Annotated in this window: 21 protein-coding genes and 1 pseudogene; 10 read left to right on the plus strand and 12 right to left on the minus strand. The window is 60.7% G+C overall.

Going from position 1 to position 26522, the window contains the following annotated elements; genetic code table 11:
• Nucleotides 1-5: 5 nt before the first annotated feature.
• Nucleotides 6-698: a cysteine protease LapG gene (lapG, locus tag ACA047_RS28505; protein ID WP_497355172.1), complete on the minus strand. Its 693-nt coding sequence runs from the start codon at nucleotides 696-698 to the stop codon at nucleotides 6-8.
• Nucleotides 699-901: 203 nt separating this feature from the next.
• Here lapG and ACA047_RS28510 point away from each other — a divergent pair, with 203 nt between their 5' ends.
• The 5 genes from ACA047_RS28510 (at nucleotide 902) to ACA047_RS28530 (ending at nucleotide 8030) form a co-directional block, all read left to right on the plus strand.
• On the plus strand, nucleotides 902-1594 hold the full coding sequence (locus ACA047_RS28510) for a GntR family transcriptional regulator (protein WP_497355174.1): 693 nt from the start codon (nucleotides 902-904) through the stop codon (nucleotides 1592-1594).
• A gap of 687 nt (nucleotides 1595-2281) precedes the next feature.
• A complete protein-coding gene (locus ACA047_RS28515) occupies nucleotides 2282-3058 on the plus strand; it encodes a DUF3050 domain-containing protein (protein ID WP_497355176.1) in 777 nt (258 codons plus the stop codon).
• Entirely contained in the window at nucleotides 3055-3987 is a 933-nt protein-coding gene (locus ACA047_RS28520) for a diiron oxygenase (RefSeq protein ID WP_497355178.1), read from the plus strand. Before ACA047_RS28515 ends, ACA047_RS28520 begins: the two co-directional genes overlap by 4 nt.
• Nucleotides 3988-3997: 10 nt before the next feature.
• Entirely contained in the window at nucleotides 3998-7534 is a 3537-nt protein-coding gene (locus ACA047_RS28525) for an amino acid adenylation domain-containing protein (RefSeq protein WP_497355180.1), read from the plus strand.
• A 31-nt stretch (nucleotides 7535-7565) separates the two neighbouring features.
• On the plus strand, nucleotides 7566-8030 hold the full coding sequence (locus ACA047_RS28530) for an SRPBCC family protein (protein WP_497355182.1): 465 nt from the start codon (nucleotides 7566-7568) through the stop codon (nucleotides 8028-8030).
• 184 nt (nucleotides 8031-8214) lie between these two features.
• Here the strand turns inward: ACA047_RS28530 and ACA047_RS28535 are convergent, their stop codons facing one another.
• Both ACA047_RS28535 and ACA047_RS28540 read right to left on the minus strand, forming a co-directional pair.
• A complete protein-coding gene (locus ACA047_RS28535; protein ID WP_497360578.1) occupies nucleotides 8215-9000 on the minus strand; it encodes a methyl-accepting chemotaxis protein in 786 nt (261 codons plus the stop codon).
• Nucleotides 9001-9117: 117 nt separating this feature from the next.
• Nucleotides 9118-10095: pseudogene (locus ACA047_RS28540) on the minus strand (HAMP domain-containing protein); the annotation flags it as partial.
• A 282-nt stretch (nucleotides 10096-10377) separates the two neighbouring features.
• On the opposite strand from ACA047_RS28540, the gene ACA047_RS28545 reads away from it, so the two are divergent.
• The 3 genes from ACA047_RS28545 (at nucleotide 10378) to ACA047_RS28555 (ending at nucleotide 14459) form a co-directional block, all read left to right on the plus strand.
• Complete coding sequence (locus tag ACA047_RS28545; RefSeq protein WP_497355184.1) at nucleotides 10378-10878, plus strand: sigma-70 family RNA polymerase sigma factor; 501 nt, start codon at nucleotides 10378-10380, stop codon at nucleotides 10876-10878.
• Nucleotides 10868-11869, plus strand: a complete 1002-nt coding sequence (locus ACA047_RS28550; RefSeq protein WP_497355186.1) for a FecR domain-containing protein — start codon at nucleotides 10868-10870, stop codon at nucleotides 11867-11869. The genes ACA047_RS28545 and ACA047_RS28550 overlap by 11 nt, the downstream gene beginning before the upstream one ends.
• 85 nt (nucleotides 11870-11954) lie before the next feature.
• Nucleotides 11955-14459 (plus strand): TonB-dependent siderophore receptor, encoded by a 2505-nt coding sequence (locus ACA047_RS28555; protein ID WP_497355188.1) that lies wholly within the window; start codon nucleotides 11955-11957, stop codon nucleotides 14457-14459.
• A 144-nt stretch (nucleotides 14460-14603) separates the two neighbouring features.
• Here the strand turns inward: ACA047_RS28555 and ACA047_RS28560 are convergent, their stop codons facing one another.
• On the minus strand, nucleotides 14604-15683 hold the full coding sequence (locus tag ACA047_RS28560; RefSeq protein ID WP_497355190.1) for a fatty acid desaturase: 1080 nt from the start codon (nucleotides 15681-15683) through the stop codon (nucleotides 14604-14606).
• Nucleotides 15684-15783: 100 nt separating this feature from the next.
• On the opposite strand from ACA047_RS28560, the gene ACA047_RS28565 reads away from it, so the two are divergent.
• Nucleotides 15784-16788 carry an AraC family transcriptional regulator gene (locus ACA047_RS28565; protein ID WP_497355192.1) on the plus strand — a complete coding sequence of 335 codons (1005 nt, stop codon included), beginning with the start codon at nucleotides 15784-15786 and terminating at the stop codon, nucleotides 16786-16788.
• A 62-nt stretch (nucleotides 16789-16850) separates the two neighbouring features.
• Here the strand turns inward: ACA047_RS28565 and ACA047_RS28570 are convergent, their stop codons facing one another.
• Nucleotides 16851-17537 (minus strand): Crp/Fnr family transcriptional regulator, encoded by a 687-nt coding sequence (locus ACA047_RS28570; protein WP_497355194.1) that lies wholly within the window; start codon nucleotides 17535-17537, stop codon nucleotides 16851-16853.
• An 87-nt stretch (nucleotides 17538-17624) separates the two neighbouring features.
• Between ACA047_RS28570 and ACA047_RS28575 the strand changes: the two genes are divergently transcribed.
• Nucleotides 17625-18149 carry an Mpo1 family 2-hydroxy fatty acid dioxygenase gene (locus ACA047_RS28575; RefSeq protein WP_497355196.1) on the plus strand — a complete coding sequence of 175 codons (525 nt, stop codon included), beginning with the start codon at nucleotides 17625-17627 and terminating at the stop codon, nucleotides 18147-18149.
• Nucleotides 18150-18190: 41 nt separating this feature from the next.
• On the opposite strand, the gene ACA047_RS28580 is transcribed toward ACA047_RS28575, so the two are convergent.
• From ACA047_RS28580 to ACA047_RS28610, 7 genes are all read right to left on the minus strand, one after another.
• Nucleotides 18191-20410: a GMC family oxidoreductase gene (locus tag ACA047_RS28580; protein ID WP_497355198.1), complete on the minus strand. Its 2220-nt coding sequence runs from the start codon at nucleotides 20408-20410 to the stop codon at nucleotides 18191-18193.
• Nucleotides 20407-20919 carry a sorbitol dehydrogenase gene (locus ACA047_RS28585; protein WP_497355199.1) on the minus strand — a complete coding sequence of 171 codons (513 nt, stop codon included), beginning with the start codon at nucleotides 20917-20919 and terminating at the stop codon, nucleotides 20407-20409. Before ACA047_RS28585 ends, ACA047_RS28580 begins: the two co-directional genes overlap by 4 nt.
• A complete protein-coding gene (locus tag ACA047_RS28590) occupies nucleotides 20909-22276 on the minus strand; it encodes a cytochrome C (RefSeq protein WP_497355201.1) in 1368 nt (455 codons plus the stop codon). Before ACA047_RS28590 ends, ACA047_RS28585 begins: the two co-directional genes overlap by 11 nt.
• Nucleotides 22277-22556: 280 nt before the next feature.
• Nucleotides 22557-23546 carry a sulfate/molybdate ABC transporter ATP-binding protein gene (locus tag ACA047_RS28595; protein WP_497355203.1) on the minus strand — a complete coding sequence of 330 codons (990 nt, stop codon included), beginning with the start codon at nucleotides 23544-23546 and terminating at the stop codon, nucleotides 22557-22559.
• A gap of 3 nt (nucleotides 23547-23549) precedes the next feature.
• A complete protein-coding gene (cysW, locus tag ACA047_RS28600) occupies nucleotides 23550-24419 on the minus strand; it encodes a sulfate ABC transporter permease subunit CysW (RefSeq protein ID WP_497355205.1) in 870 nt (289 codons plus the stop codon).
• Nucleotides 24420-24431: 12 nt separating this feature from the next.
• Nucleotides 24432-25250: a sulfate ABC transporter permease subunit CysT gene (cysT, locus tag ACA047_RS28605; RefSeq protein WP_013692011.1), complete on the minus strand. Its 819-nt coding sequence runs from the start codon at nucleotides 25248-25250 to the stop codon at nucleotides 24432-24434.
• A 149-nt stretch (nucleotides 25251-25399) separates the two neighbouring features.
• Nucleotides 25400-26413 carry a sulfate ABC transporter substrate-binding protein gene (locus ACA047_RS28610; protein WP_497355207.1) on the minus strand — a complete coding sequence of 338 codons (1014 nt, stop codon included), beginning with the start codon at nucleotides 26411-26413 and terminating at the stop codon, nucleotides 25400-25402.
• Nucleotides 26414-26522: the final 109 nt, after the last annotated feature.

Below are 26522 nucleotides of genomic sequence, written 5' to 3' on the forward strand. Positions count from 1 at the left end.
CGCTCCTAGTTAGTCGTCTCGACCGGAAAACCTTCGGCCTGCATTTTTTTCAACACGTCCTGCCACCGGGACAGGCGCTTGGTGTCACTGACTTTCTTGTTGCCCTTGGCGTCCGGCAGCCACAACCCTTCGGCATTGAAAGAGTAGACCGGCAGCAAATCGGTTCGCTGGCTGGCCGGCTGGATGCCGTCGATCAGGCTGTCGAGTACCAGCGGCATGGCCTCCGGGGTGGCGTAGTAGGTGAGCACCATGTGCGCACGGTTCTGCCGCAAGGCCTTGACGTAAGTGATGCGCAGTTTGTCACTGGACACCCCGAGATGACGCAGGCTGAAGTACTTGGCAATGGCGTAGTCCTCGCAATCACCGGCGCCCTTCCACAAGGCCTGGATCGGGGTTTCCCAGTAATCGACCTCATGCCACAGGTCGATGTCTTCTACGTAGCGCACCTGTTTGTTGAAGAACAGGTTCACCACCTTGAGCTGTTCCAGCTCTGGAGTCTGCTTCTGGGTCGCCAACAGTTGCTGCCACGCATCGATCCTCTGTTGCCCTTCGCCCAGCGGCCCGTACAGCGCTTGCGCCCGCCGGCTGATCTGCGCAAAGTCCCAGTCGGCCCGCAGACCGCCCAGCATGAGGCCGGCCAGCAACAATGCCGTACACAGCCAACGCAAGGACCTGAGAACAGGGAACGGTGCAGCCAAGGGAAATACGTCCGAAAAGGGGCCGTTGGAAATTCGTTGGATGGTGAAGCCTGGCCCTGCAAAAGACAATGGCAGGATGCAATCACCGCAGGCAGGCTAAACTTTAGTTTAGGAACCCCAGCCGCGAGACTTTGACGGCTTGGCAATCTATAACTAATGTTGGCGTGGATCCAATTCGCCACCACCAGTCAGAGTGCGTCGTCGTGACACAGAAGCCAAAGCCGTTAAGCACCATCCAGGTCAACGGGCCCATCCCCGCCGCCCAGGCACGCTCGATCATCGAAGAGTCTCTGCGCGAGGCCATTCTCGACGGGCGCCTGCCCTGTGGTACCGCCCTGCGTCAGCAGGAGCTGGCCGACCTGTTCGGCGTGAGCCGCATGCCGGTACGCGAGGCATTGCGCCAGCTCGAGGCGCAATCGCTGCTCAATGTGGTTCAGCACAAGGGCGCCGTGGTGGCGCCGCTGATCAACAACAATGCGGTCGAGACCTACGCCTTGCGCGTCGTTCTGGAATCATTCGCTTTGCGCCTGTCCATTCCACTGCTCGATGCCAGCGACCTGGCATTGGCCGCCCAATACATTGAGCAATTGGAAACACAAACCGATCTCGCCGAGATCGGCAAACTCAATCGGCTGTTTCACATGTCGCTTTACCATAAGGCGCCCAACAGCAAACTGCTGGACTTGATTGAGCGTGAGCTCAGTGAAGAAGAGCGCTTCTTACGCTTTCATCTGTCGTCCATGGGTCAGGGCAAACTGACCCAGGACGACCATCGCGCGCTGCTCGAAGCGGTGAGAGCCAAAGACATTGATAAAGCGATTGCCGTGTTGGAGCACCATCTGGAAAAGGCCTCCACCACCATACGCCGGTATCTGGAACAACAGTCGAGTCGTTGACCTCACACCGGCGGTCCGGCCGGCGTAAAAACTTCTTACATATCCTTGCGACCCCTTTCTCGCCTGCCCGGCGCGGCCTGGCCGTGGCTGCGACTCGTCGCCACACCCGTTCAATGGCACTGCCATCGATTTGGGCCCACTCTTGCGCTTGTCGATTCAAAAACAGACCTGAAGAAGTCAACGCCTGGCTGCAAAGCCGGGCGAATCGAAGCTAATAAGCAGGAGCGGCGCCCAACCGGCGGGATGATCGGATGTCCGACCGATGTCCCTCCCATAAAACACCAACTTCTTAATCCCCTGTTCCCTGAAGTGCTCCGAGTGAGGCATTCACTCGACCTATTCGATTCTGATATCTCCCAGTCGGAAGGAGCTTCTTCGCCTGAATAAAACTTATATTAAAAGTTTTAATAATCCTCTTCGCCCCTAATAAACTCTGCACTTTAAATAATTTAAAAATTGCTTGCCGCTTACTTGTTTTGTGTATTAGTTTTTTATTAGTCGAGTTGTTATCGATCGCTCTTGTTTTCGGTCAACGTCTCAATATCAAGCATCACAGGCCGACTACACACCTTCAAAGCAAGCACTTGAGTCATTTGAGTAATTCATGGATTTCGGTTCAGGCGCCCGCTCGCCTTGATAAAAAAATGGGCGACTGTCCGAGCAAACATCATTGATGAGGACGTTCCAATGCAGCCAACCAAAGAACAACTATTTCTGAAAAAGCACGAACTTGGCCAACACCCGGTCTTTTCCGAAATAACATCAATTGATCTGTTACGCCGTTTTATGGAAAGCCACGTTTTTGCCGTGTGGGACTTCATGTCACTGACCAAACGGCTGCAACGGGAACTGACCTGTGTCCACCTGCCCTGGCTGCCGCCGGCGGACCCACACGCTGCACGCCTGATTAACGAAATCGTGCTGGGCGAAGAGTCGGACGACCGCCCTGGCGCGGGCTATTGCAGCCATTTCGAGCTGTATCTGGACGCGATGCGAGAGGTCGGTGCCGATACCCGGGTAATCGAGCAGTTCATCACGCTGCAACAGGAAGGCGTCAGCCCCGAGACGGCGCTGGAGAGCGTCGAGGTAGAACCGGCGGCGGCCCGGTTCGTCCGCCAGACCCTGCACACCGCCCTGCACGCTCCGGCCCACAGCGTGGCTGCCGCGTTCGTGCATGGCCGCGAAAGCGTCATTCCGCAGATGTTCCAACGCATGCTGGACGCCTGGGGCATTGGCCTGGATCAGGCGCCGACGTTTCGTTATTACCTGCAGCGGCACATCGAAGTGGATTCCGAAGACCACGGCCCGGCAGCGGAAAAGCTGCTGGCACGGCTGATCAATGGCGACCCGCAGCGCGAAACCGAGGTTCTGGCCGCCGCACTCGCTGCCGTCCACAGCCGCGCAGCCCTGTGGGACGGCCTGCGCCAGAGCATGGCCCAACCGGTTGCACAGGTGACCCCATGAACGCCGTCCAATACCAATCCTTCGCCGACATCTGGGAAAGCCGCGCCACGATCCGCACCCGGCCACGGCGCCGGGTCGAAGACGACGACAAGCTGATCTTCCCCATGAGCCGTCAGCCGCTGGTGCACAGCCAGACCTTTCTCAGCCACTGCCCGCAGCTGCGCGACTTTGTACTGGTGCAGAGCCTGTACAAGTTCATCAACGACGTGGTGATTTTCGAGACTGAGCTGGTAGACCACACCGCCCGCCGCATCGCCAAAAACAGCTTTGGCATCGAGTTCCCGTTCGCCTGCCGCTACGACGCGATGACGGTGGTGGTGGACGAGGATTACCACGCGTTGGTGGCGATGGACTTCATGCAGCAGACCATCGACATGACCGGTATCGCGCCGATCCCGTTGCCCGCGCAGATCGAACTCAGCCGCGCGATACCGGCGACCCTCGCCCAGGCGCCGGAGCACTTGCTCAGCGCCGTGGAGTTGATCTGCATCGCCATTGCCGAGAACACCGTGACCAACGAAGTGGCGGCTTTCGCCCGGGACGACTCAGTCAAGGCCTCGGTCAAGGGGCTGATGGCCGACCACTTGCTGGACGAGGGGCGGCACTCCAGTTTCTGGAGCCGACTGGTGCAGATTTACTGGCACACCGCCCCCGAAGAGGACCGAGATGCGATTGCGCAATTGATGCCCGGTTTCATCGCCCAGTACCTGGCGAGCGATCTGCAACAAGCATTCGATTTCGAGCTGATCGCGCAGCTGCCCGTTGAAGAGTCGGTGCGCCAGTCGCTGCGTGAAGACGCCAGTGCGCTGGCCTACCCCATCAATCGTTTTCACCCGTTGGTGGGCAATATCACGCGCTTTTTTCGCAGCAGCTCAATGCTTGCCTCCCCCTGCGTGCGCGACGCCCTCGCCGACTACCTGACCCCATGAGGACCCTTTAATGAGACGCCTCGAAATTGCAGTGTCTGGCCGCAGCCAGGCCATGGCCGAACTGGCCCAGGAACTTGAACTGCACGGCCATGGTGTCGTGGATCTTGAATCGTCAGCCAGCCACGGTGTGGTGGATCTGTTGATCGACGACGGTACGGCGCCGTGCGCCATCGAAACCCGGTCACGCTTTCAGGTACGCGTGGCGCTGCAGGTTTTGCCCGATCAGGCATTGCCGCAACCAGTGGTGGTTTTTCGCGACGGTGCGCAGCGGCTGTTATCGCGGCAGGTTATCGCCCCCGAAAGCTCTGGCAACGGTCAGTCCTTGCGGCTGCGCACGCTGGCGGCGGTGGTCGAGAGCGGTGCGCGGCTGGTCAGCCAACTCTCCCGGGATCAAGCCAGCTTCGATCACTGGTCGACGGAGCAGAGCAACGCTGCCGATCACCCCTTGCAGGGGCTCGATGCGCTGGAGCCGCTGGCCTTCGAACACCGTCTCAATCGGCCGCCGGTGCCCTGGCTGTTGGCCGCCGCCGAAGTACCGGTGATGCACAACATTGAGCAGCGAATGCTCGATGACGCGACACAACCGGCCCTGTGGGTCAATGGCCAGCTCATCGACTACCGGTCCTTGCGCAGCCTGGCGCTGAGGTTGCAACAGGCAATGCAGGAAAAACTACAGGAAGCACATTCTGTAGATGCAGGATTTGAAGGTGCAAGGCCTGTGGGAGCAAGGCTTGCCCGCGACGGTAGCACCGATGTTCTCGACCAAACCGCGTCATCGTTCATCGGGGGCAAGCCTTCCTCCCACAGGGTGATAGGCGTGTGCCTGCCCAAGTCCACGCAGCTGTACGCGGCGATTCTGGCGGTGCTGGGTTGCGGTGCGGTGTACCTGCCGCTGGACCCGCAACACCCAGCGCAACGTCGGCGCTTTATCCTGGAAAATGCCCAGGCCGACCTGCTGCTGCACGACGGCGACAGCGACCTCGGCGATCTGTCGCTGCCGACGCTGAATGTGCATCGGCTACCGTCGCCCAAACCCGGCATTCCGGCCTCGCTGATCCGCCGCGTAGTGGACATCGACGAACCGGCCGTGGCGATCTACACCTCCGGCACAACCGGCCAGCCCAAGGGTGTGTTGCTCAGTCATCGCAACCTCAGCCATTTCTGTGCCTGGTATGGCGACTATGTCGGGTTGCAGCGCGACAGTCGGGCGTTGCAGTTTTCCACCATCAACTTTGACGCATCGCTGCTGGATATCCTGCCGACCTTCATCCACGGCGCGCGACTGGTGGTGCCGGACGAAAACCAGCGCCGCGATCCACAGCAATTGGTGGAGCTGATGGGTGGGCAGCACGTGACTCATGCGTTCCTGCCGCCGGCGCTTCTGAGCGTGATGCCGCTGGACGCTCCACTGGGCCTGGCGCACCTGATTACCGGCGGCGATGTCTGTGAGCCGTTCGTGATCGAACAACTCGCGCCACAGTGCAGGTTCCACAACATTTATGGACCGACCGAAACCACGGTGCTGGCCACCACGCGGCAATTCGGCATCGGCGACAACAACCGCAACCTCGGTGTGCCCATCGCCAATGCTCGGGTGCTGATTCTGGACGAACACCTGCAACCAGTTCCCCAAGGCACACCCGGCGAGCTGTACATCGCCGGACCAGGCGTGGGCTTGGGCTATCTGAACGACCCAACGCTGACCGCCACCCGCTATCTGAACCTGACGCTGCCTGCCGGGCAAACGTTGCGGGTTTATCGCACCGGCGATATCGGCCAGTGGACCGATGACGGGATTGAATTGTGTGGCCGTCGCGATAACCAGGTGAAGATCCGTGGCTTTCGGGTCGAGCCCGAGGAAATCGAACATTGCCTGCGGGAAAGCCAGTTGTTTCGTCAGGTGGCGGTGGGGGTCGATGAACGGCGGCGGATCCTGGCGTTTCTGGTTCACCCCCAGAAAGACCAGCCCGGCACCGCCCTCCAGGCCCTGCGCGAGCACGTGCAGAACACGCTGCCCAGTTACATGCATCCGGCAGCCTATGTTGAGTTGCCGCATTTGCCTTACACCAGCAACGGCAAGGTGGATCGCCGGGCCTTGCTTGCAACGGCGGTGCAGGTTCAGGTTGGCAGCCAGCGACGCCAGCCGCAAAACGCTCTGGAGACGCAATTGCAGCAACTGTGGGCCGAGCTGCTTGAACTGCCGGTCGAAGACATCGCCACTGACGAGAGCTTCTTCAACCTCGGCGGGCATTCGATTCTGCTGTCGCAGCTGCTGCTGGGCATCCGCGAGGCCTTCGGTCGCAGCCTATCGATCAATCGTTTCATCGAAGCACCCACGCTGATGACGCTGGCGAAGTTGCTCGACGACCCTGAACAAAGCAGTGCATCGACCCTAAGCCCCCAAGCCTTCATCGATGCTGAAGCCGAACTCAACCTCGATCCGTTGCCCATCAGCCAGTGCGGTGATGTGCATAAAGTGGTGGTGACCGGCGCCAACAGTTTTCTCGGGGTGCACATCGTCGAGGCTTTGCTGGCCTGGGGCGCCACCGAAGTCGCGTGCCTGGTGCGCGAGTCCAGCGAGCAAAGCGCAGCCGAGCGCTTCGCCCAGGCCCTGCAGGACAATCGCCTGACCCACCTGGACCTGAGTCGGGTGAGCGTTTACGCCGCCGACATCACCCAACCGCAATTGGGTTTGCCGGACGACGTCTACGCCCGCATCGACCGCACTTTCGGCGCGCTGGTGCACAACGCTGCCCATGTCAATCATGTGCTCGACTACGAGTCCCTGGCGCGGGACAACGTGGAGCCGATCTTCGAGTGCCTGCGCCTGTGTGAGGGGCGTAGCAAGAAAATCTTCAACTTCGTCTCCACGCTTTCGGCGTCCAGTGCCCTGGATGCCGATGGCCAGGTCCTGGAGCAACCCGCAGCGAAGACGCCGCCGATCTACATCAAGAATGGCTACAACCTGTCCAAATGGGTCGGCGAGCGAATCCTGCAGCGGGCCCGCGAACGTGGGGTGTGGGTCAATCTGTTCCGCCCGGGCAACATCAGTTTCAACAGCCTAACCGGGGTCTGCCAGCCCCACAAGAACCGGTTGATGTTGATGCTCAAGGGCTCGATCCAGCTCGGCCAAGTGCCGGACCTGTCACTCAATTTCGACCTGATGCCGGTGGACTTCCTGGCCCGCTTCATCGCCTTCCACGCCAGCCGTTACCAGCCGACGCAAGCGGTGTTCAATCTGCACAACCCCGAGCCCCTGAGCTGGGACGCTTATGTGGCGTCGTTCCGCGACAGCGGCCGGGAGTTTTCGCTGGTGAGCGTCGCCGACTGGCAACAGCAATTGGGCCGGGTCGATGCCGGCAACGCGTTGTTTGGCGTGCTGGGTTTTTACCTCAACGGGTTTGAGGAAGACATCGGCGACATCTCGCTGATCAGCCACGACAACGCCCGCGCCGGCGTGCGGCAGATGGGCGCCCGCTACCCGGAAAAATCCCCGGCCCTGCTGCGCCGTGGCGCCGACTACCTCAAGGCTATCGACTTCATCTGAAGCACCCCAACCGAAAAGAAGGAGCAAGACCATGAACGCATTTCAACCCGATACCCTGATCAAGAATCCCCAAGCTTGCCACGTCGAAACCTCGGTAGAGGTGCCAGCCGACGCGGCGCGCGTCTGGAAAGTGGTGGGCAATTTTGCTGGATTCGACCATTTCATCCCGGCGCTGGCGCGCATCGAAATGACCGGCGACGGCGTGCGGTCCCTGCGCAAGAAGTTCTTCCGCGACGGGCAGAACCTGGTGGTGGAACAGCTCAACAGCCGCGACGACCAGGCCATGCACATGACCTGGACGCTGATCTACAACACGCTGGGCATCGACAACCTGTGGGCGGCGATGCGCGTCGAGCCACTGGCGGACAATCACTGCCGCGCCACCTGGACCATCATCGCCGACCACACCGACGCGCATACACCGTCGGGGTTCAGAGACTTCCTCCAGGGGTTTGCCGATGAGGCAATGGGGAATGTGCGGGGGATGTTCCCCTAAGCAACGCTCATCCCTTGTAGGAGCTGAGCGTGCTCGCGATAGCGGTGGGTCAGTTGACGGTGATGTTGGCTGTGCTGCCGTCTTCGCGAGCAAGCCCGCTCCCACATTAGTTTCGTGTCGAATTCAAATATCGAGATCAACACCGATCAACTGTGGGAGCGAGCCTGCTCGCGATAGCAGTGGGTCAGATTTTGAAGCTGTCCACCAGTTGCTTCAGCCGATTGGCTTGCAGTGACAAGGCATCGCAGTCTTTCAGGGTTTCGTTGAGGTTGGCCACGCTTTGCTGGTTCAGCAGGTTGATGTGGCTGACGTCCATGTTGAGGGTTTCCACCACGGCGGTCTGTTCTTCGGTCGCCGCGGCCACCGACTGGTTCATACCGTCGATTTCGCCGATGCGCTGCGTCACGCTGACCAGCCGCAAGCCGGCCTGGTTGGCCACTTCCACGCTTTCCTCACTGGAGAGTTGGCTGGCGTTCATCGTCGTTACCGCTTCACGGGAACCGACCTGAAGCGAGGTGATCATCTTGTGGATTTCTTCTGCCGATTCCTGGGTGCGATGCGCGAGGTTGCGCACTTCATCAGCCACCACCGCAAAACCACGTCCGGCTTCACCGGCACGGGCCGCTTCGATGGCGGCGTTCAGGGCCAGCAGGTTGGTTTGCTGGGAGATACCTTTGATCACGTCCAGAATGTGCCCGATGTTGTCGGTACTGGCATTCAGGGTTTCGATCTGGGTGCACGAGAGGCTGATCTTCTGCGACAACTCGGTCATGGCCTGGATGGTTTTTTCCACCACCTGACGACCGTCATCGGCCTGTTCGCTGGCACCGCTGGCCTGTTGCGATGCATCGGCGGCATTGCGGGCGATTTCCTGGGTCGCGGCGCCCAGCTGGTTGATGGCGGCGGCCACGCTGTTAGTACGGGCGCTCTGTTCATCCGAGCCGACGAGTGAGGCGTTGGACGAAGTCATCACCCGCTGCGACAGGTCATGCACCTGCCGGGTAGCGGAAGACACTTCCGAAATCGAGGCGTGAATCCGCTCCACGAACTGGTTGAACGAACTGCCCAACTCGCCGAACTCGTCCTTGCCCTGCACCTCCAGACGCCGGGTCAGATCGCCTTCGCCCTGGGCGATGTCCTGCATGGCACGACCCATGGTGGTCAACGGACGCATCAACACCTGGATCAACAGGCTCAACAGCAACGCAATGGCCGCCACCGCGACAAACATCGCAATCAGCGCAGAAGTACGAAATTGGGTCAGGGGTGCGTAGGCCTTGTCCCTATCGATCGAGAGGCCGATGTACCACTCGGCGCCCGGCAGGCCAGTGACCGGAGCGAATGAGAGGATACGATCCTGCCCGTTCAGCTCAACTTCCTGGATGCCTTTCTCGATGCGCACCGAGGTACCAGGGTAGATGTCCTTGAGGTTCTTCATCACCTGGTCTTTGTCCGGGCTGACGATGACCTGGCCGTCGCCGCTGACCAGGAAGGCATGGCCGATGCCACCGAAGTCCACGGAGTTGATGATCTTCACCAGGGTTTCCAGGCTCAGGTCACCACCCACCACGCCGAGCAATTCGCCGTTGTGTTTCACCGGCAAAGCGATGGTCACCACCAGGCCACCGACCGCCGCCAGGTAAGGCGGGGTCAACATGGTTTTATCGGCGGTGACTGCCTGTTTGTACCAGGGGCGCTGACGCGGGTCATAGCCGTCGGGCATTTTTGCGTCAGGGCGCTGAGTGAAGACACCGTTGGCCTGGCCCACATAGGTGAACTGGAAATTCGACGTCAGCGCTGGCTGATCAACCAGGCCGGGCAAATCGGCACCGGCGCCCTGATGCGCGATGTTCTGCGCCAGGTTTTCCAGCACCAGCACCCGGCCACTCATCCAGTTCTGGACGCTGCTGGCCGTCAGATCACCGGATTGCTCGATGGAGGACTCGAGGCTGCGGCCGATGGTTTTTCGCTGTAGGTAATCGTTGTAGAACGTGAATAGGGCAAAAGCCAGAACCACCACACCAGAGGCGGCAAGAAGGATTTTGTGGCTGAACTTTAGATTCATTTTTATAGGGCTTCTTATGCAAAGAGTGGGGGTGCATTCCGGGTTGAAACATCCATGTCACAGCGCGGGCGGGGATTAAGCCCCGCTCCACTTTGGTGCACGCTTATCTCTCTTTCGGCAAGCGTTTGAAAAAAATTAGGCTCTTGCGAAGTAAGACGACGAAAGGCCAGCTTAATCGTTCCCATACAGAGCGGTGCGACAGTCGAACGGTGGTTGCAAATTCGCCACCCCATGATGACAATGCGACCTATTATCATTTGTGATACCCAGGCCGTCGCATTCATGTCATCTCCCGAGTTTGCAGTACAGGCGCTCTACAGCAGTCATCACGGCTGGCTCAATACTTGGCTTCGCACCCGGCTGGGCAATGCCGCCGATGCGGCTGACCTGGCCCAGGACACCTTCGTTCGCCTGCTGCAGCGTACCGAACGCTTGGAACTCAAGGCCCCGCGCGCCTTTCTGCGCACCATCGCCCAAGGCTTGGTCATCGACCATTGGCGTCGGGAAGAAATCGAGCGCGCCTACCTTGAAACCATAGCCCATCTGCCGGAAGCCCAAACCCCAGGCGCCGAAGCCCAGGCCTTGATTCTGGAATTGCTGGAAGCCATCGCGAGAATGCTTGAAGGCCTGAAGCCGAAAGTACGCAGGGCATTTCTGCTGGCCCAGTGCGAAGGCCTGACGTACAAGCAGATTGCCGAGCAGATGGGCATTTCGCTGCGGTCGGTGGAACGTTATGTCGCCGATGCGCTGTACCACTGCTATGTGCTGCGCTATGAAAGCTGAGCCAGCGGATTCATCACCCAGCCGACGCAGCGGTCCGTCGCAGCAGGTGGTCAGGCAAGCGATCAATTGGTTGCTGCGTCTGCGCAACCACGCCACCAACCCTACCCTGCGCCAACAGTGCGACGCTTGGCGCGCCGCCCACCACGAACACGAACTGGCCTGGCAGCGGGTGCAATCGCTGCACAGCGAATTGACCTCGAACCTGCGGGCTGTGCCCGGCGCCCACATTGCCCTCGAAACCCTGGAAAACAGCGCCCAGCGCCTCGGTCGGCGCCAGGCTTTGAAGCTGTTGTCGGGGGTTGCACTGATGGGGTCCGCCGCGTGGCTGAGCAAGGATCTGGGCTGGCAATCGTGGAACGCCGACTTCGCCACCACCATCGGCGAACGGCGCGGCTTCCAGCTACCGGACGGCACGCGGCTTGAACTCAACACCGACAGCGCCGCCGATCTGGACTACACAACCCAGCATCGCCTGATCACCCTGGCCCGCGGTGAAATAATGATCACCTGCGGACGCGATCCCGGGCGACCACTGCTGGTGCAGAGCCAACAGGGCCTGTTCGAAGGGCTGGAGGGACGCTTCGTCGTACGCCAGGACAGCGACTGTACGCGCCTGAGCGTCACCAGCGGCCGGGTGGCGATCCGTTCCCGCCACAGCGACGATGGCGCGCCTATCCAGGTGAACGCCGGGCAAAGCTATCGGGTCACCTCATCGACAGCGACCGAGGCAGAGCCGCTTGATATGGACGTCGACGCCTGGGCGGACGGGCTGATCGTCACCCGGAACATGCGTCTGGAAGATTTCCTCAACGAGGTTGCCCGTTACCGCCGGGGTTATCTGAAATGCGCGGCGTCGATTGCGGATTTGCGCTTGTCGGGAGTTTTTCGCCTGGAGGACACCGACAAGTTGCTGGCCGTCCTGCCTCGCACGCTCCCCGTGCAATTACGCTATCGGACCCGATGGTGGGTCACGGTGGAGCGTGCGGTTTGATTTTTTTGGCGGGTTTTGCGCGGGAGTCCGGCTAGGACAGTAAGCAACGCTTATCTGCCTTCAGCGACTCCAACGGAAACCGACCATGACTGAGCGCGTACTTCTCAAGACCCCCTTCGGCTGTTCCTCGCAAAGAGGCCTGTTGCGCCAGGCCATCCGGGCCGCGCTGTTTTCTACTGTGCTGAGCATCAGCGCCGTACCTATACTCGCTGTCGCCGCGCAAGACGGCGTCACAGCCAGCCGCCAGAACTACAACATTCCTGCCGGCCCGCTGAGCGATGTACTGAACCAGTTCGCCCGTCAGGCAGGCATTACCCTGGCAAGCACTCCGGAGCAAACCCAAGGCGCCCAATCTCCGGGGCTCAAAGGCGACTATTCGGCGGATCAGGCCCTGAGCCAACTGCTCAGCGGGTCGAGGATGGCTGCCGTCAGCCAGGATGGCAGCAGCTATGTGCTGCAAACCGAGGTTGAGGGCAGCACCCTGGCCTTGCCGAGCACCGACATCAAGGGCTTTGCCCTCGGTAACGCCTTGGGCAGCATGCAAGGCTACAACGCCACCCACAGCCAGGTCGCCACCAAAACCAGTACCGCGCTGCGGGAAACCTCGCAAAGCGTCTCCGTGGTGACTCGAGAGCAAATGGACGATCAGGGCGCGCAAACCGTGTCCCAGGCCATGCGCTACACCCCCGGCGTGCTGACCAACCCCTATGGCGCGACCCACCGCTACGACTACGTGGCGATGCGCGGCTTCAACGACGGCTCGGTGGACAACATCTACCTCGACGGCCTCAAGTCCATGGGCGACAGCGGCACCTACAGCACCTTGCAGGTCGATCCGTACGTCCTGGAGCGGGTCGACATTCTCAAAGGCCCGTCCTCGGTGCTTTACGGTCGCAGTTCCCCGGGCGGCCTGGTGGCGCTTACCAGCAAGAAGCCGCTGTACGAGGCCTACCACCAGATCCAGGCCACGGTCGGCACCCAGGGCCAGCGCGGCATGGGCTTTGACTTCAGCGGGCCGGTGGATGATGACAAGCGCATCGCCTATCGCCTGATCGGCCTGGCCGATACGTCTGACACGCAGTTTGACCACACCCAGGAAAAGCGCTTCGCCCTCGCGCCCACAGTGAGCATCGATTTCACCGAGGACACTTCGCTGACGCTCCAGGCCTACCTGCAGCACGACCCTGACGGTGGCTACCACGGCGGCATGCCGGCCGATGGCACGTTGCATCAGCGCAACGGCCAGCGGATCTCCGAAAACTTCTTCGAGGGCGAGCCTGGGGTCGAAGGCTTTGAACGTGACCAGCAGTCGTTCGGTTACCAGTTCGAACACCGTTTCAACGATGTCTTCACGGCCCGGCAGAACTTCCGTTACCTGGACTCCAAGGTCAGCAACGACCAGGTTTACGCCTACGGCTGGACCACCCCCACCAGCAACGAACTGAACCGCTATTACACCGGTGCCGACGAAAAGCTCCATTCCTTCATCGTCGACAACATGCTGCAGGCTGAATTCTTCACCGGTGCCACCAAACACACCGTGCTGATGGGCGCCGACTATCAGCGGCGCAAAACCGTGGTCGACTGGACCAGCGGCAGCCTGGCATCGATCAATGCCTTTGACCCGAGCTATGGCAACTCGGCCATCACCTATTTCAGCCCCACCAGCTACCTGCGGCGCCTGGAGCAAACCGGCGTCTACCTGCAAGACCTGATCGAAATGGACAAATGGCGCTTCTCCCTGGGCCTGCGCCAGGATTGGGTCGAAACCTCGGAAGAAAACCGCATCGCCGAATCCGGTCGTCCAGAAGGCACCGAGATCAGCGATAAACGCAGCAAACTCACCGGCCGCGCCGGGGCGTTGTACTTGTTCGATAACGGCCTGGCGCCGTACATCAGCTACTCCGAGTCGTTCAACCCGAATTCCTACGCCGACAGCGCCGGGAACCCGTTGCCGCCGACCGATGGCAAGCAATGGGAACTGGGCCTGAAGTACCAGCCACCGGGCACGGATGATCTATACACCGCCTCGCTGTTTCGCATCGACCAGGAAAACCTGGCGACCAAACTGCCCCAGGAGAATTTCTACCGCGCCGTCGGTGCCGTTCGCTCCCAAGGCGTGGAACTGGAAGCGCACCTGCAACTGACCGAGCAGTTCAAAGTGCTGGGCAGCTACACCTTCACCGATATCGAATACTCGAAATCGATGATCAGCACCTTGAGCACCGCCACCGACATCATCGAAAACAAGGGCAACTCACCGACCCAGGCCCCACGCCACATGGCGTCGGTCTGGGCGGACTACAAATTCGACAGCGGCGCGCTCGATGGCCTGCGACTGGGCGGCGGCGTGCGTTATGTCGGCTACAGCTGGGCCGACGCGGAGAACACCATGAAGGTGCCGGCCTACACCCTGTTCGACGCATCTGTGGGGTATGACTTGGGCAAAGTCGGCTTGAAAGGTGTGGACGTTCGCCTGAACGCGAACAACCTGACAAACGAAAACTATGTCGCCTCGTGCGCCAGCCTGAGCTACTGCTACATGGGCGAAGAGCGCAACGTGGCGGCTACGGTGAGTTATCAGTTCTAACCCGTTTTCAGTGGCAACCAGTTCTCTGTGGCGAGGGAGCTTGCTCCCGCTGGACGCGCAGCGGCCCTGTTTTTTGGGGCTGCTGCGCAGCTCAGCGGGAGCAAGCTCCCTCGCCACGGGTTCTGTCTGTGCTCTTTGAACGGGTCAGCTTCCAACCCGAATCTTATCCCCGTCATCGCGCACCACACCCTCTTCGCGCACAAACCGGTTCGCCCGCCCAAAGGTGCCGAAATCATTGAACCGCACGCCCATCTCACGCATCACTTTGTGAGCCACCGGCACCGTCAGTTGACGGAGGTAAAACGGCTCCTTCACCACGAAATGATGGATCCCGTGGCTGCTGCCGAAGTTGAAGCAGAACGCCTGCAACGGCCACAACCACCAGGGATTGAGCACCTGGGTTTGCTGGATGACATTGCCCGACTCGATGTCGCCGTAGTAATGCATGTTCGAGCTGACGAAGTGCAGGCAAAAGGTGCGCAGTACATTCGGGCCGATGATCACCACTGCCGCGATGTCGATCACGTGCATCACCGCCAGCATGGTCGCCGACCAGTCAATCGACGTGTCGAGCAGGCCGGCGACGCCGTTGATCCCATGGAAACCGAGAAACACATACCAGGCCCCCCAGTGCAGCAGCGCCAGCGGGAAGTAAACCTTCAGCGTGCGTTTGAGGATGCTGCGCTTGTGCGCCCAGGTCTTGGCCCGCAGCAGGCGGATGAAGGCCGACATCACGTTGTCGCCGACCATCAGCAACCGCGCCACCCCCCAGGGTTCGCCGTTGGTGATGGCCCGCTCTTCCATGTCGGCCTCGCTGCCGGACACCTTGTGATGGTTGAGGTGCAGGTGACGGCGGATCCACGGGTTGATGGTGCTCGGCCGCGCCAGCCACACCAGGCCCATCATCAGGTTGTGGGGCAGGCGTTGCTTGCGAAAATACAGGCTGTGGATCAGGTCATGTTCCAGCTCGTGGGTCAGGGAGGCGAAAAAAGCGTTGAGCAGCAGGCACGCCCACCCGGCCAAGTGACCGTTGATGTAGAGCAGCGCCGAACCGATCATGCCGGCCAGGGCGAACGCCAGGATGCCCGCGCCCAACGCATCCTGATGTCGCAGAACCGGGTAGCGCTGGCGCAATTCTTCGCCCCTGGCCAGCACCACTTGGCGAATATGGGCGGATCGCTGTTGTGCATTCAATCGCTCGGGGCTTGCGCAAGTGCCGTGCATGGCTTAAATCCTCTGTTATCGATGTGCTCATCCTGAAGGGCGTTGCCCGACAAGGTGGTAGCCGTAAACGCCAACCTGTTGACCGCAAGCGCCAATCGTCATGACTGAACCAACCTCTCTCGCCAGCTGGACCCGCGCCCTGCGCAAACAGCTCGATGCGCTGGGCCTGGACAGTCATGCCCTGTGCGTTGAGGCCGGCCTCGACCCGCAGTTGATGGACGACCCGAACGCCCGCTATCCACTCTCGGCCACCACCCGCCTGTGGGCATTGGCGGTGCAGGCCAGCGGCGACCCGGCAATCGGCCTGCGTGTATCGCGCTTCGTCAGCCCCACCACGTTTCACGCCTTGGGTTACGCCCTGGTGGCCAGCGGCAGTCTGCGCGAAGTGTTCGAGCGGATCGTGCGCTATCACCCGGTGGTCAGCGATGCGCTGACGCTGCAACTGAGCCGTGGCGAAGACCGCTACCGCTTCAGTCTTGAGGTGCCCCAGGGCCGTCCGGCGCCGGCCTTTGAGGCCATCGACGCATTCGCCGCGATTTACGTGCGCACTTGTCGCAACCGCCTGGGCCGCGACTACGCGCCATTGGCGGTGTACTTGCGGCGCCCGGAACCGGCGGACCCCAGCCCCTGGCATAAAGTGTTCCGCTCGCCGGTGCATTTCGGTGCCGGGCAAGATTGCCTGGAGTTCGACCTCAGCGATTTCGACAGCCACCTGGACGACGCCAACCCGGAGCTGGCCGAACACAACGAAGCGGTGCTCAAGCGCACCCTCGCGCAGCTCCAGCCGCTGACCTGGGAGCGCAAGGTGCGTGCCGCCATCGAGGCCCAACTGCCCGAAGGCGAACCCAGCGCCGAGCACATTGCCCAAGCCATGCACCTGAGCCTGCGCAGCCTGCAGCGGCATTTGGCCGACGAAGGCTGCCGCTTCGACGCACTGCTCAACGAATGCCGGGAAAACCTCGCGCTGCTGCACCTGCGTGATCCGCAGTGCTCGCTGAGCGAAGTCAGTTATCTGCTGGGCTTTGCCGACGCCAGCAGCTTCAGCCGCGCCTTCAAGCGCTGGACCGGGATGACGCCGGGGCAGTTTCGGGATGGTTTGCGCTAAAGACTTGCGCTGATTGGGCTGGCCTCTTCGCGAGCAAGCCCCACACAGGTTTCAGGTCGGCTTCAGATCGCAGTCAACACCCGCAACCGCTCGATATCCAGGATTTCGATCTCGCCATAACCGAGGTGCACAATGCCTTGGCTTTGCAGGTCCTTGAGGATCTGGTTGGTAGTCTGGCGCGACAGCGAGAGCATCAACGCCAGTTGTTCCTGGGGCAATTGCAGGACCCGTCGCGCCGGTTCGATTTCGCCATAGCCTTCGGCGATCAACAGCAGGCGATGGGCCACGCGCGCCGGGGCGGGCATCAGGCTCAGCTGTTCAAGGTTGATGAAGGTCAGGCGCAGTTTGTGGCTCATCAGCAACGCGAGAGGCCGCCAGCAGATCGGTTGCTCTTCCAAAAACGCCAGCAACGCCGCCTGAGGCACGTGCAGCAGGGTGCATTGACCCACGCCCACCGCATCATGGGTGCGCGGCTGGCCATCGAACAGGCCGATTTCACCGAACCAGTGCGACGCCTCCACCACGCTTAGCAACGCTTCCTTGCCCTGTTCGCTCACCGTGCCAACTCGCACCGCGCCTTCCAGCACCGCGTACATCCCGCATGGCGGGTCGCCGCGCTTGAACAGCCGATGCCCCGGCAACAAACGGCGCACCCGCGACATCCCCAACAGACTATTCTGTAACTCAACGGGCAAATGGCTGTACCAATGGCCGGCCATCAGGTGCGAGTGCCAGGGATTCGAACTCATGGAAACTCCGGGACAAGTGTCGGCTAACTGACAGAACACATCGTGGAACCTGGGCATCATGCAGGCATCACCTCAGGAGGAACAACAATGAAAAGCCTCGTCGATCATCTCAGTCAATATGCGGCCTATCACCGCGACCCGCGCAACATCGCCACCCATTTCATTGGCATCCCGCTGATTTTCGTCGCCGTCGCCGTGCTGCTGTCTCGACCCGCCTGGCCGGTGGGCCCGGTCCTGGTGTCTCCGGCATTGTTGGTGGCCGCGGCCAGTGCCTGGTTCTATCTGCGCCTGGAGCTGCGTCTGGGTGTGCTGATGACGGTGCTGCTGGGCCTGGCGATATGGCTGGGTCAGGTGCTTGCCGCACAAAGCACGTCGGTGTGGTTGAGCAGCGGCCTGGGGCTGTTTGTGGTGGGCTGGGTCATCCAGTTTGTCGGTCACTATTACGAAGGCCGCAAACCGGCGTTCGTCGACGACCTCACCGGGCTGATTGTCGGGCCATTGTTTGTGGTGGTTGAAGCGGGTTTTCTGCTGGGACTTCGAGGCGAGCTGAAACGGGCCATTGAAGAACGCGCCGGCCCGGTGGCCTTGCGCAACCAACGCTCGGCCGCCTGAAAAAAGAGCGGTAACGGTTCGACGCCGTTACCGCTCAAGTTTTACACCGTACCGAACTCGACCCGAACCGTCAGTGCACCAATGTTATCGGTCAGGCCAGCACCGTAACGCCCTGTCAGGTCATCATTGATGCACAACTGCAACTCCCCTTGTTGCCCGCCAGGAAGCTGCGCCAGATCGCCGACCAGGAACGGCGTTCCACCGTTGCCCACGCGACCGATCAAGGCGCCTTCGGCCGCACCGGGCAACGTATAGCTGTCATAACTGATGTGCCTCGAACCACCGTTTCCATCCACCCTGCCGCCTTCCGGGCTGGCTTGCCATCGCCCGCTGATGTAGCGAACCAAGCGTGGCAGCGGACCGCCGATCTGCACGCCGGTGCCCTGCCAGGGTTGATTGGCTTGGACCTGCATTGTCACAGCCTTCAGGTCGTTGGCCAGCGTATCCCCGGCCTGGAACGACAATGCCGCAATCGTCAGGCTCGGGTTCGAAGTTCCGGTGCTGGGGAAGACGCCGTCGCCCACCAGGAACAGATTTTTGTGATCCCAACTGCGCTGGTGTTTGTCGACCACCGATTTGGCTGGATCATCGCCCATGCGATAGGTCCCCATCAGGTGTCCGGCGCCCTGGAAGCTGTAATCCTCGCCGTTGTAGTTGAACCTTCCGTTATTGATAGGCTTCGTCAGCTCCACGGCGCCGAGTAGTTGCGTAATAATGTGAGTCGCCAACAGCTTCGCCTGTCTGAAGCCCTCCTTGGTGTAATCGGACAGGTCATAGTGAATTTCCGGCCGGGGAATCTTGAGCTGATCCGTGTAATCGGCCGATGGCACGATGTAGCAATTGGACTGATCGGGATTGGCGTCCACCTGCTCCACCAAAAACCCGATGCGAAACTGACGGGTGAACAGGTCATTGAGCTTTTGAATCAGTGCTGTTCCATAAAGCACTTCACTGGGCGACGCGGGTGACTGGGTCGATGGCAACGGGTTGGCCCCGCTTTTATTCGCCCCGTCGATGAAATCAGCCACGGTGACGTAGGGATCGCCAACCGGCCAGTTCCAGCCCTCGTTACCGATTTCGATGCGCCACGCCGCTCGCTGGCTGCGAAAATCACCATCACGCAAGCTCTCGATGCCTGCCGTGGACACGGGGCCACGGTATGGAAAAATCGTCTTGCCTTCAGGCATCAGCCCCCACGCCAGGTAAATCGGATGATCGGACAGACTGCGCCCCACTTGCCCGCTGCTGTTGGCCACGCCGTTGGGCCAGGCCGGCGTCTTTGAGTTGAGCAATAACTTAGGGGTTTCGATGGCGTGGGCGGCAATCACATACCGCTGCCCGACGGCTACGCCGGTTCCAGTGATCGGGCCGTCGCCCAGCTGATACTGAATGAATTCGACACCATTGATATTGCTGTCCGCGCCCACAGTCACTTTGCTGGCCACGGTCCTGTACAGCACCCGGACCTTGCCGGTGGCCAAGGCCTTATTCATCGTTACGGTCGCGTCGTACTTGGCCTGGATCGGGCAAATCGGTGTGCAGTTGGTGTTACCGGCACACACCCGGCGCCCGGCGTAGGGTTGCGAATTGCGCCCGGCCGGCGTTGGGCTGACCACCAGCGGCAAGCCGTCGAAAGACTGCCCCGCCACTGCCGTGACAAAACTGCCATCGACCAGCGACAACGGAATGCTGTGCATCGGGAATGAATAACCTTCGGGAAAGGTCATGCCCAGATAGGCCTGGTCGGCGACATTGGCCGATACACCGATTTCCGCCTCGGCCCGGCAATAGGCACTTTGCAGATCGTCGTAACCGATGGGCCAATCCACCCCGACGCCGTACTTTGTCTTCAGGCGAAAATCGTTCGGCACCATGCGCAGGCACGTCCCAACCCAGTGCCAGGTCGTCCCGCCGCCAACCCGTTCATAAGTGCTGTTGAAGGGCAGCGGGCCTTTCTGCACCAGGTAGCTGACCTTGGGATCGTTCCAGCCACGGATCAGATCGGCGATGGTGGCCCGAGGGGCATTTTCCTTGGTCGGATCACGCGGCGTGTCCAGGTTCGACACCGGGGGATAGGGGGATTCAGGGGTTTTCAGAGTGGCCGTGTAGAAGCGCTCCAGGTATTGAGCGCGATTGGCCGGGATCTCCGGGCCCGATTCGAGCACCAGCACCTCCACACCGGCCATGCCCAACTGATAAGCGATGATGCTGCCGGCCAGTCCTGCGCCGACGATGACCACCTCTGCTTGTTCGGTACTCATGACGAAGCTCCTTGCTGCGAGTTGGCGGGAACCCCGGTGTAGTCCTCAAGGCTCGGCGGCGTAGTGTTCCAGTAGCCGAAAAACATCTCGCTGTAGCCCATGGGATGGGCCTGGGCAATTTTCCAGGCCCAGCTCTGGATGTACGCCTGATCGGACACCACCATCGAGTCGGTCGATGTGTAGTCCCCGGTGGCATACGGTTGATACCAGACACCCAACAACCACAGCTTCATGATCGAGCGCGCGGCTTGGGCGGCTTGCGTGACGGCCGGTCGCGATCCGTCCATCAGCACCGCCTGGGCGATCTGGTCTGGGGGCACATTGTCAGCCACCAGCGTGGCGTACTGAGTCAGCAACGTGCTGAGCACATCGGGCGTAATTCGCGGCGTGATGAACTCGAGAAAAATCGGTGGCAAACCCACTTGGTCGATCGTCGGCGCAAGCCGATCCGTGGGAATGCCGGTCAGGGCCGATGATAGGCCAACGAAATTATCCAGATCACTGCTCATGGTTGACTCCTTGTCCGCCAGTGGACTGCGCACGTTCAAGCAAGTAGGTGAAGTCCGCGAAGCTGGTGCGCGGGGATTCGGTGACATGGGTTGCCGCATTGCCATGACAGGCCATGCAACTGGAGGACGCCTGTGGCACCGTGCCCTGGATGTAGGTTTCCAGCGTGGCGTTGGCCAGGAACAGGGGGGCCGGACTGCCCAGCGGGTTGACGGCCGATATCTGGCAGTTCGGTGACGGGTCTGACGGCCACTGGGTACTGATCAATTGATAGTTAGCCCAGACGCTCTGCGGGTTGACCGTTCGCAACAGCGCTTGATAGGTGGCATTCAGGGTTTTGGTGGCTTCGGTCAACGGCACGTCGCGCACGATCTGCGAGGGCGTTGCCTTGACTGCCGGGTTCCATGGCCGTGGCGGAGGCTGGTTGATGTCGCTTTTGCTGTCGGCGTTGTAGAACAGATACGGGCCCACCCGCTGGGCAGGGGGTGTGGATTTTTCAGGCACGTTGTTCACATGCTCAAAGGTCGACCAGACCCACTGCGCTGCGCTGGTCGTCTTATGGACGATGTGCAACCCGACCAGCCCGACCGGCTCTGACTTACACGACTCTTCGACAATCGGTCCATGGCTCGGGTCGCTGTTGCCCGGCGTATAGACCAGCGCATCGACCGTGTGGAAATCCTGCGGGCGATCATGGGTGCCGAGCACTTTCCATGACGCTTTCACCATCACCGCGCCCACCTGTTTTGTGTCGTTGGCACCGCAGCTGAACGCCACGGTGTTGGTTGGTTTCGCGGCAAAAAACTTCTGCTGGCCTTCGACGCTGTACAGACCGTTGTCGACAATCCCATCGAACATCGATTGGTTGACCACGATTTCGTTGCGCGTATAGGTGCCGTTCTGATCCACCAGCGGGCCGCTCTCGAAGGGTTGGATAAACTCATCCAGCACATCGGGAACCTTGCCCATCTGCTGCAGCAAGCGGCCAGGCTTGAGCGACTTGCACGCCTCGGGAAGGGTCGCTGGCGCGTTCCAGGGCAGCGGTGCCTGGCCCTTCGCCCGGAAGATCTGGTAGCTCTCTTTCCAGCTTTCCCACACCGTCGCTCCGTCCTGCGTGCCGATGGGGGTGCCGGTATTTGGATTGCCGTTGTCCAGGGCCGGCCAGTTCAGGGCGATGAAGGTCTGCCACGACAGGTCATCGAAATTGGCCTGCAGACTGGGCAGTGAAACCGGCTTGGTGACCGTGACATCGAAGGGTATCTGCGGCGACAACGAGGGGGCGGCGCTGGCGGAGGAGCCCAGCAAAACGCTTAACAATGCACAGCCAAACGGGCCATGCCGACTGACTTCCATTCTCATACTTATCTCCTTGGCATCAGGGCGCCAGGAGATAACACCGGTCCTTCATGGACTCTCACTTGCCTCCTGGCACGTCAGAGTCTAGGTAGGGTTTGGGTCATGAACAGGTGCAGGAGTAGAACCGATCGAAGCAAGGCCAAGCGTCGTTATTCAGATTGAGGTGATATCGAGAACGCCATCGCGAGCAGGCTCGTTCCCACAGGTTTTTTGGGTGGCTGACAGATTTGTGGTCAACGCCAATCCATTTGTGGGAGCGGGCTTGCTCGCGACGCTTTTGATTTTAAAGGTTGGCAACCTTCTGCCAGACCTTCGGCTTGAAGAACAGCGTCTCGCCCTTCGCCAGGCCCACCAGGCTGTCGTGATCTTTCACCACTTCGGCTTCGATCAGTTCGCTCTGGCCTTCCACCTTCAAGGTCACCCGGGTCGTGGCGCCCAGCGGGCGGATGTCCCGCACTTCGGCGGCGTGGTGGTCTTCCAGTTCCGAGCGCGACAGCGAGACTTCATGAGGGCGGAACAGCACATGCTGGTCTTCACCCAGATGCAGGCGGTTCGAGTCGCCGAGGAAGTGATACACAAAGTCGCTGGCCGGGTATTCGTACACGTCGCCCGGTGAGCCGATCTGCTCGATCACGCCCTTGTTCATCACCACGATCCGGTCGGCAACTTCCATGGCCTCTTCCTGGTCGTGGGTCACGAACACCGAGGTCAGGTTGATGTCCTCATGCAGCCGCGCCAGCCAGCGGCGCAGTTCCTTGCGAACCTTGGCGTCGAGGGCACCGAAGGGTTCGTCCAACAGCAGCACCTTGGGCTCCACCGCCAATGCGCGGGCCAGGGCGATGCGCTGGCGCTGGCCGCCGGAAAGCTGTTCGGGGTAACGGTCGGCGAGCCAGTCCAGTTGCACCATGTTCAGCAGTTCGTGAACCTTGGTCGCGATCTGGCTTTCGTTCGGGCGCTGGTTCTTGGGCTTCATGCGCAAGCCGAAGGCAACGTTGTCGAACACCGTCATGTGGCGGAACAAGGCGTAGTGCTGGAACACAAAACCGACGTTGCGATCGCGCACGTCGTGGCCGGATACGTCCTCGCCGTGGAACACGATGTTGCCCTGGTCCGGGGTTTCGAGGCCGGCGATGATTCGCAGCAAAGTAGTCTTGCCGCAACCCGACGGGCCCAACAGCGCCACCAGCTCGCCGCTCTGGATATCCAGGCTGATATTGTCCAGGGCCTTGAAGGCGTTGAAATTCTTGCTGACATTACGGACTTCGATCGACATGACTTATTCCTCCGCGGCGCTGGCGCGCAGGCGGTTGATTCGGTTTTCGCTCCACTGCTTGAGCAGCAGGATGAAGAGCGCCAGGATCAGCAACAGGCTCGCCACAGCGAACGCGGCCACGTGGTTGTATTCGTTGTAGAGGATCTCGACGTGCAGCGGCAGGGTGTTGGTCACCCCGCGAATGTGCCCGGACACCACCGACACCGCGCCGAACTCACCCATGGCCCGGGCGGTACACAGCACCACGCCATAAATCAGGCCCCACTTGATGTTCGGCACGGTGACATGCCAGAACATCTGCCAACCATTGGCGCCCAGCAGGCGTGCGGCCTCTTCCTCCTGAGTGCCCTGCTCCTGCATCAGCGGGATCAGCTCACGGGCCACGAATGGCACAGTGACGAAAATCGTCGCCAGCACGATGCCTGGCAGCGCAAACACAATCTGGATGTCGTGATCCGACAGCCACGGGCCGAACAGGCCCTGGGCGCCGAACATCAACACATAGACCAGGCCTGCGATCACCGGCGAGACCGAGAACGGCAAGTCGATCAGCGTCACCAGCATGCTTTTGCCACGGAACGAATATTTACTGACGCACCACGCGGCGCTGACACCAAACACCAGGTTCAGCGGCACCGAGATCAGCACCGCGATCACCGTGAGCTTCAGCGCCGACAGCGCGTCGGGTTCGAAAATCGCGGCAAAGAACGCTCCCAGGCCAAGCTTCAAGCCCTGAGACACCACGATGAACAGCGGCAGCAGCAGAAACAGCGAAAAAATCAGCCAGCCGAGGCCGATCAGGATTCGCCGCGAAGCCGCACTGCCACGGCGGGCCGCGTTAGTGGAGGCAGCGGCAATAGACGATTGGGACATGTTCGCGCCTCCTTAAGGGGTTTCGATACGCCGCTGCAGCAGGTTGATCAGCAGCAACAGGACAAAGGAAACCACCAGCATCAGCACCCCGATGGAGGTGGCGCCGGTGTAGTCGTATTGGTCGAGCTTGACCATGATCAGCAGCGGCAGGATCTCGGTTTTCATCGGCATGTTGCCGGCGATGAAAATCACCGAACCGTACTCGCCCACGCCCCGGGCAAACGCCAGGGCGAAGCCGGTCAGCCAGGCCGGCAGCAACGCCGGCACCAGGATATGGCGGAACACCTGCCACGGCTTGGCACCGAGGCACGCGGCGGCCTCTTCGACTTCACGGGGAATATCGGCCAGCACCGGCTGCACCGTGCGCACCACAAACGGCAGCGTCACGAAGGTCAGCGCCAGGGTGATGCCCAGCGGGGTGTAGGCGATCTTGAAACCAAGGTCAGTGGCGAACTGGCCGACCAGGCCAGTCGGCGCATACAACGCCGTCAGCGCGATACCGGCCACCGCAGTGGGCAGGGCGAACGGCAAGTCGATCATCGCGTCGATAATCTTGCGACCGGGAAAGGTGTATCGCACCAGCACCCAGGCCAGCAGCGTACCGATCACGCCGTTGATAATCGCGGCGTACAGCGCGGTGCCGAAACTGAGCTTCAAGGCAGCCAGCACCCGCGGCGCCGAGATGATCGCCCAGAACTGTTCCCAGGTGAGTTGAGCGGCATGCACGAACATCGCCGCCAGCGGTATGAGCACAATCAGACTGAGGTACACCAGGGTGTAGCCCAGCGTCAGCCCGAAGCCGGGTATGACGGGTGAAATGCGACGCGACATAAAAGTCCTTGGTTGACTGTGGGAGCGAGCCTGCTCGCGATAGCGGCGGATCAGCCACCATCGCTGTCGACTGACATGCTCCTATCGCGAGCAGGCTCGCTCCCACAGGTTTTGTGGCTTAACTGACTGGCCCGAAGACAAGCCCCAGCTTACTGCGCCTGATAGATCTGGTCGAACACGCCGCCATCGTTGAAGAATTTCGGTTGGGCGGTTTTCCAGCCGCCGAAATCCTTGTCGATGCTCACCAGGTCCAGTTTCGGGAACTGGCGGGAGTACTTGGCGGCGACGTCTTTGTCGCGCGGGCGATAGAAGTTTTTCGCGGCGATTTCCTGCCCGGCCGGGCTGTACAGGTGCTTGAGATAGGCTTCGGCGATCTCAAGGTTGCCCTTTTTCTCGGCGTTCTTGTCCACCACCGCCACCGGCGGTTCGGCGAGGATCGACAGCGACGGCACGACGATGTCGAACTTGTCGGCGCCGCCGTCTTCTTTCAGCGCCAGGAAGGCTTCGTTTTCCCAGGCCAGCAACACGTCGCCCTGACCGTTGTTGACGAAGGTAATGGTCGAGCCACGGGCGCCGGTGTCGAGGACTGGCACGTGCTTGAACAGCGCTTGCACGTATTCCTTGGCCTTGGCTTCGTCACCGCCGCTGGCCTTGAGGCCATAGGCCCAGGCCGCGAGGAAGTTCCAGCGAGCACCGCCGGAGGTCTTCGGGTTCGGGGTGATGACCGACACGTCATTCTTGATCAGGTCGCCCCAATCCTTGATGCCCTTGGGATTGCCCTTGCGCACCAGAAACACAATGGTGGAGGTGTAAGGCGTGCTGGCGTCCGGCAGGCGCTTTTGCCAATCCGCCGGCAGGGATTTGCCCAGCTTGGCGATTTCATCGATGTCGCCGGCCAGGGCCAGGGTGACGACGTCGGCCCGCAGACCATCGATCACCGCCCGGCCTTGCTTGCCCGAACCACCGTGGGACTGCTGGATCTTTACGGTGTCGTCCGGGTGCGCGCTCTTCCAGAAATTGGCGAACTCGGCGTTGTAGTCCTGATACAACTCGCGGGTCGGGTCGTAAGACACGTTGAGCAACTCGTAATCCTTGGCAACGGCGGAACCTGCAAAAACAGCACTGGCCAGGGCGGCCAAGGCATAACGACGAATTGACGACATGGTGAAAGCTCCTGGAATTCTGGTTTCTTATGGCTTCTGGAAATCGGGTCGCCTGTGAAAAGATCGCAGCCTGCGGCAGCTCCTACACCAAGCCCCCCGTAGGAGCTGC

Source organism: Pseudomonas sp. LBUM1664, assembly GCF_059695895.1.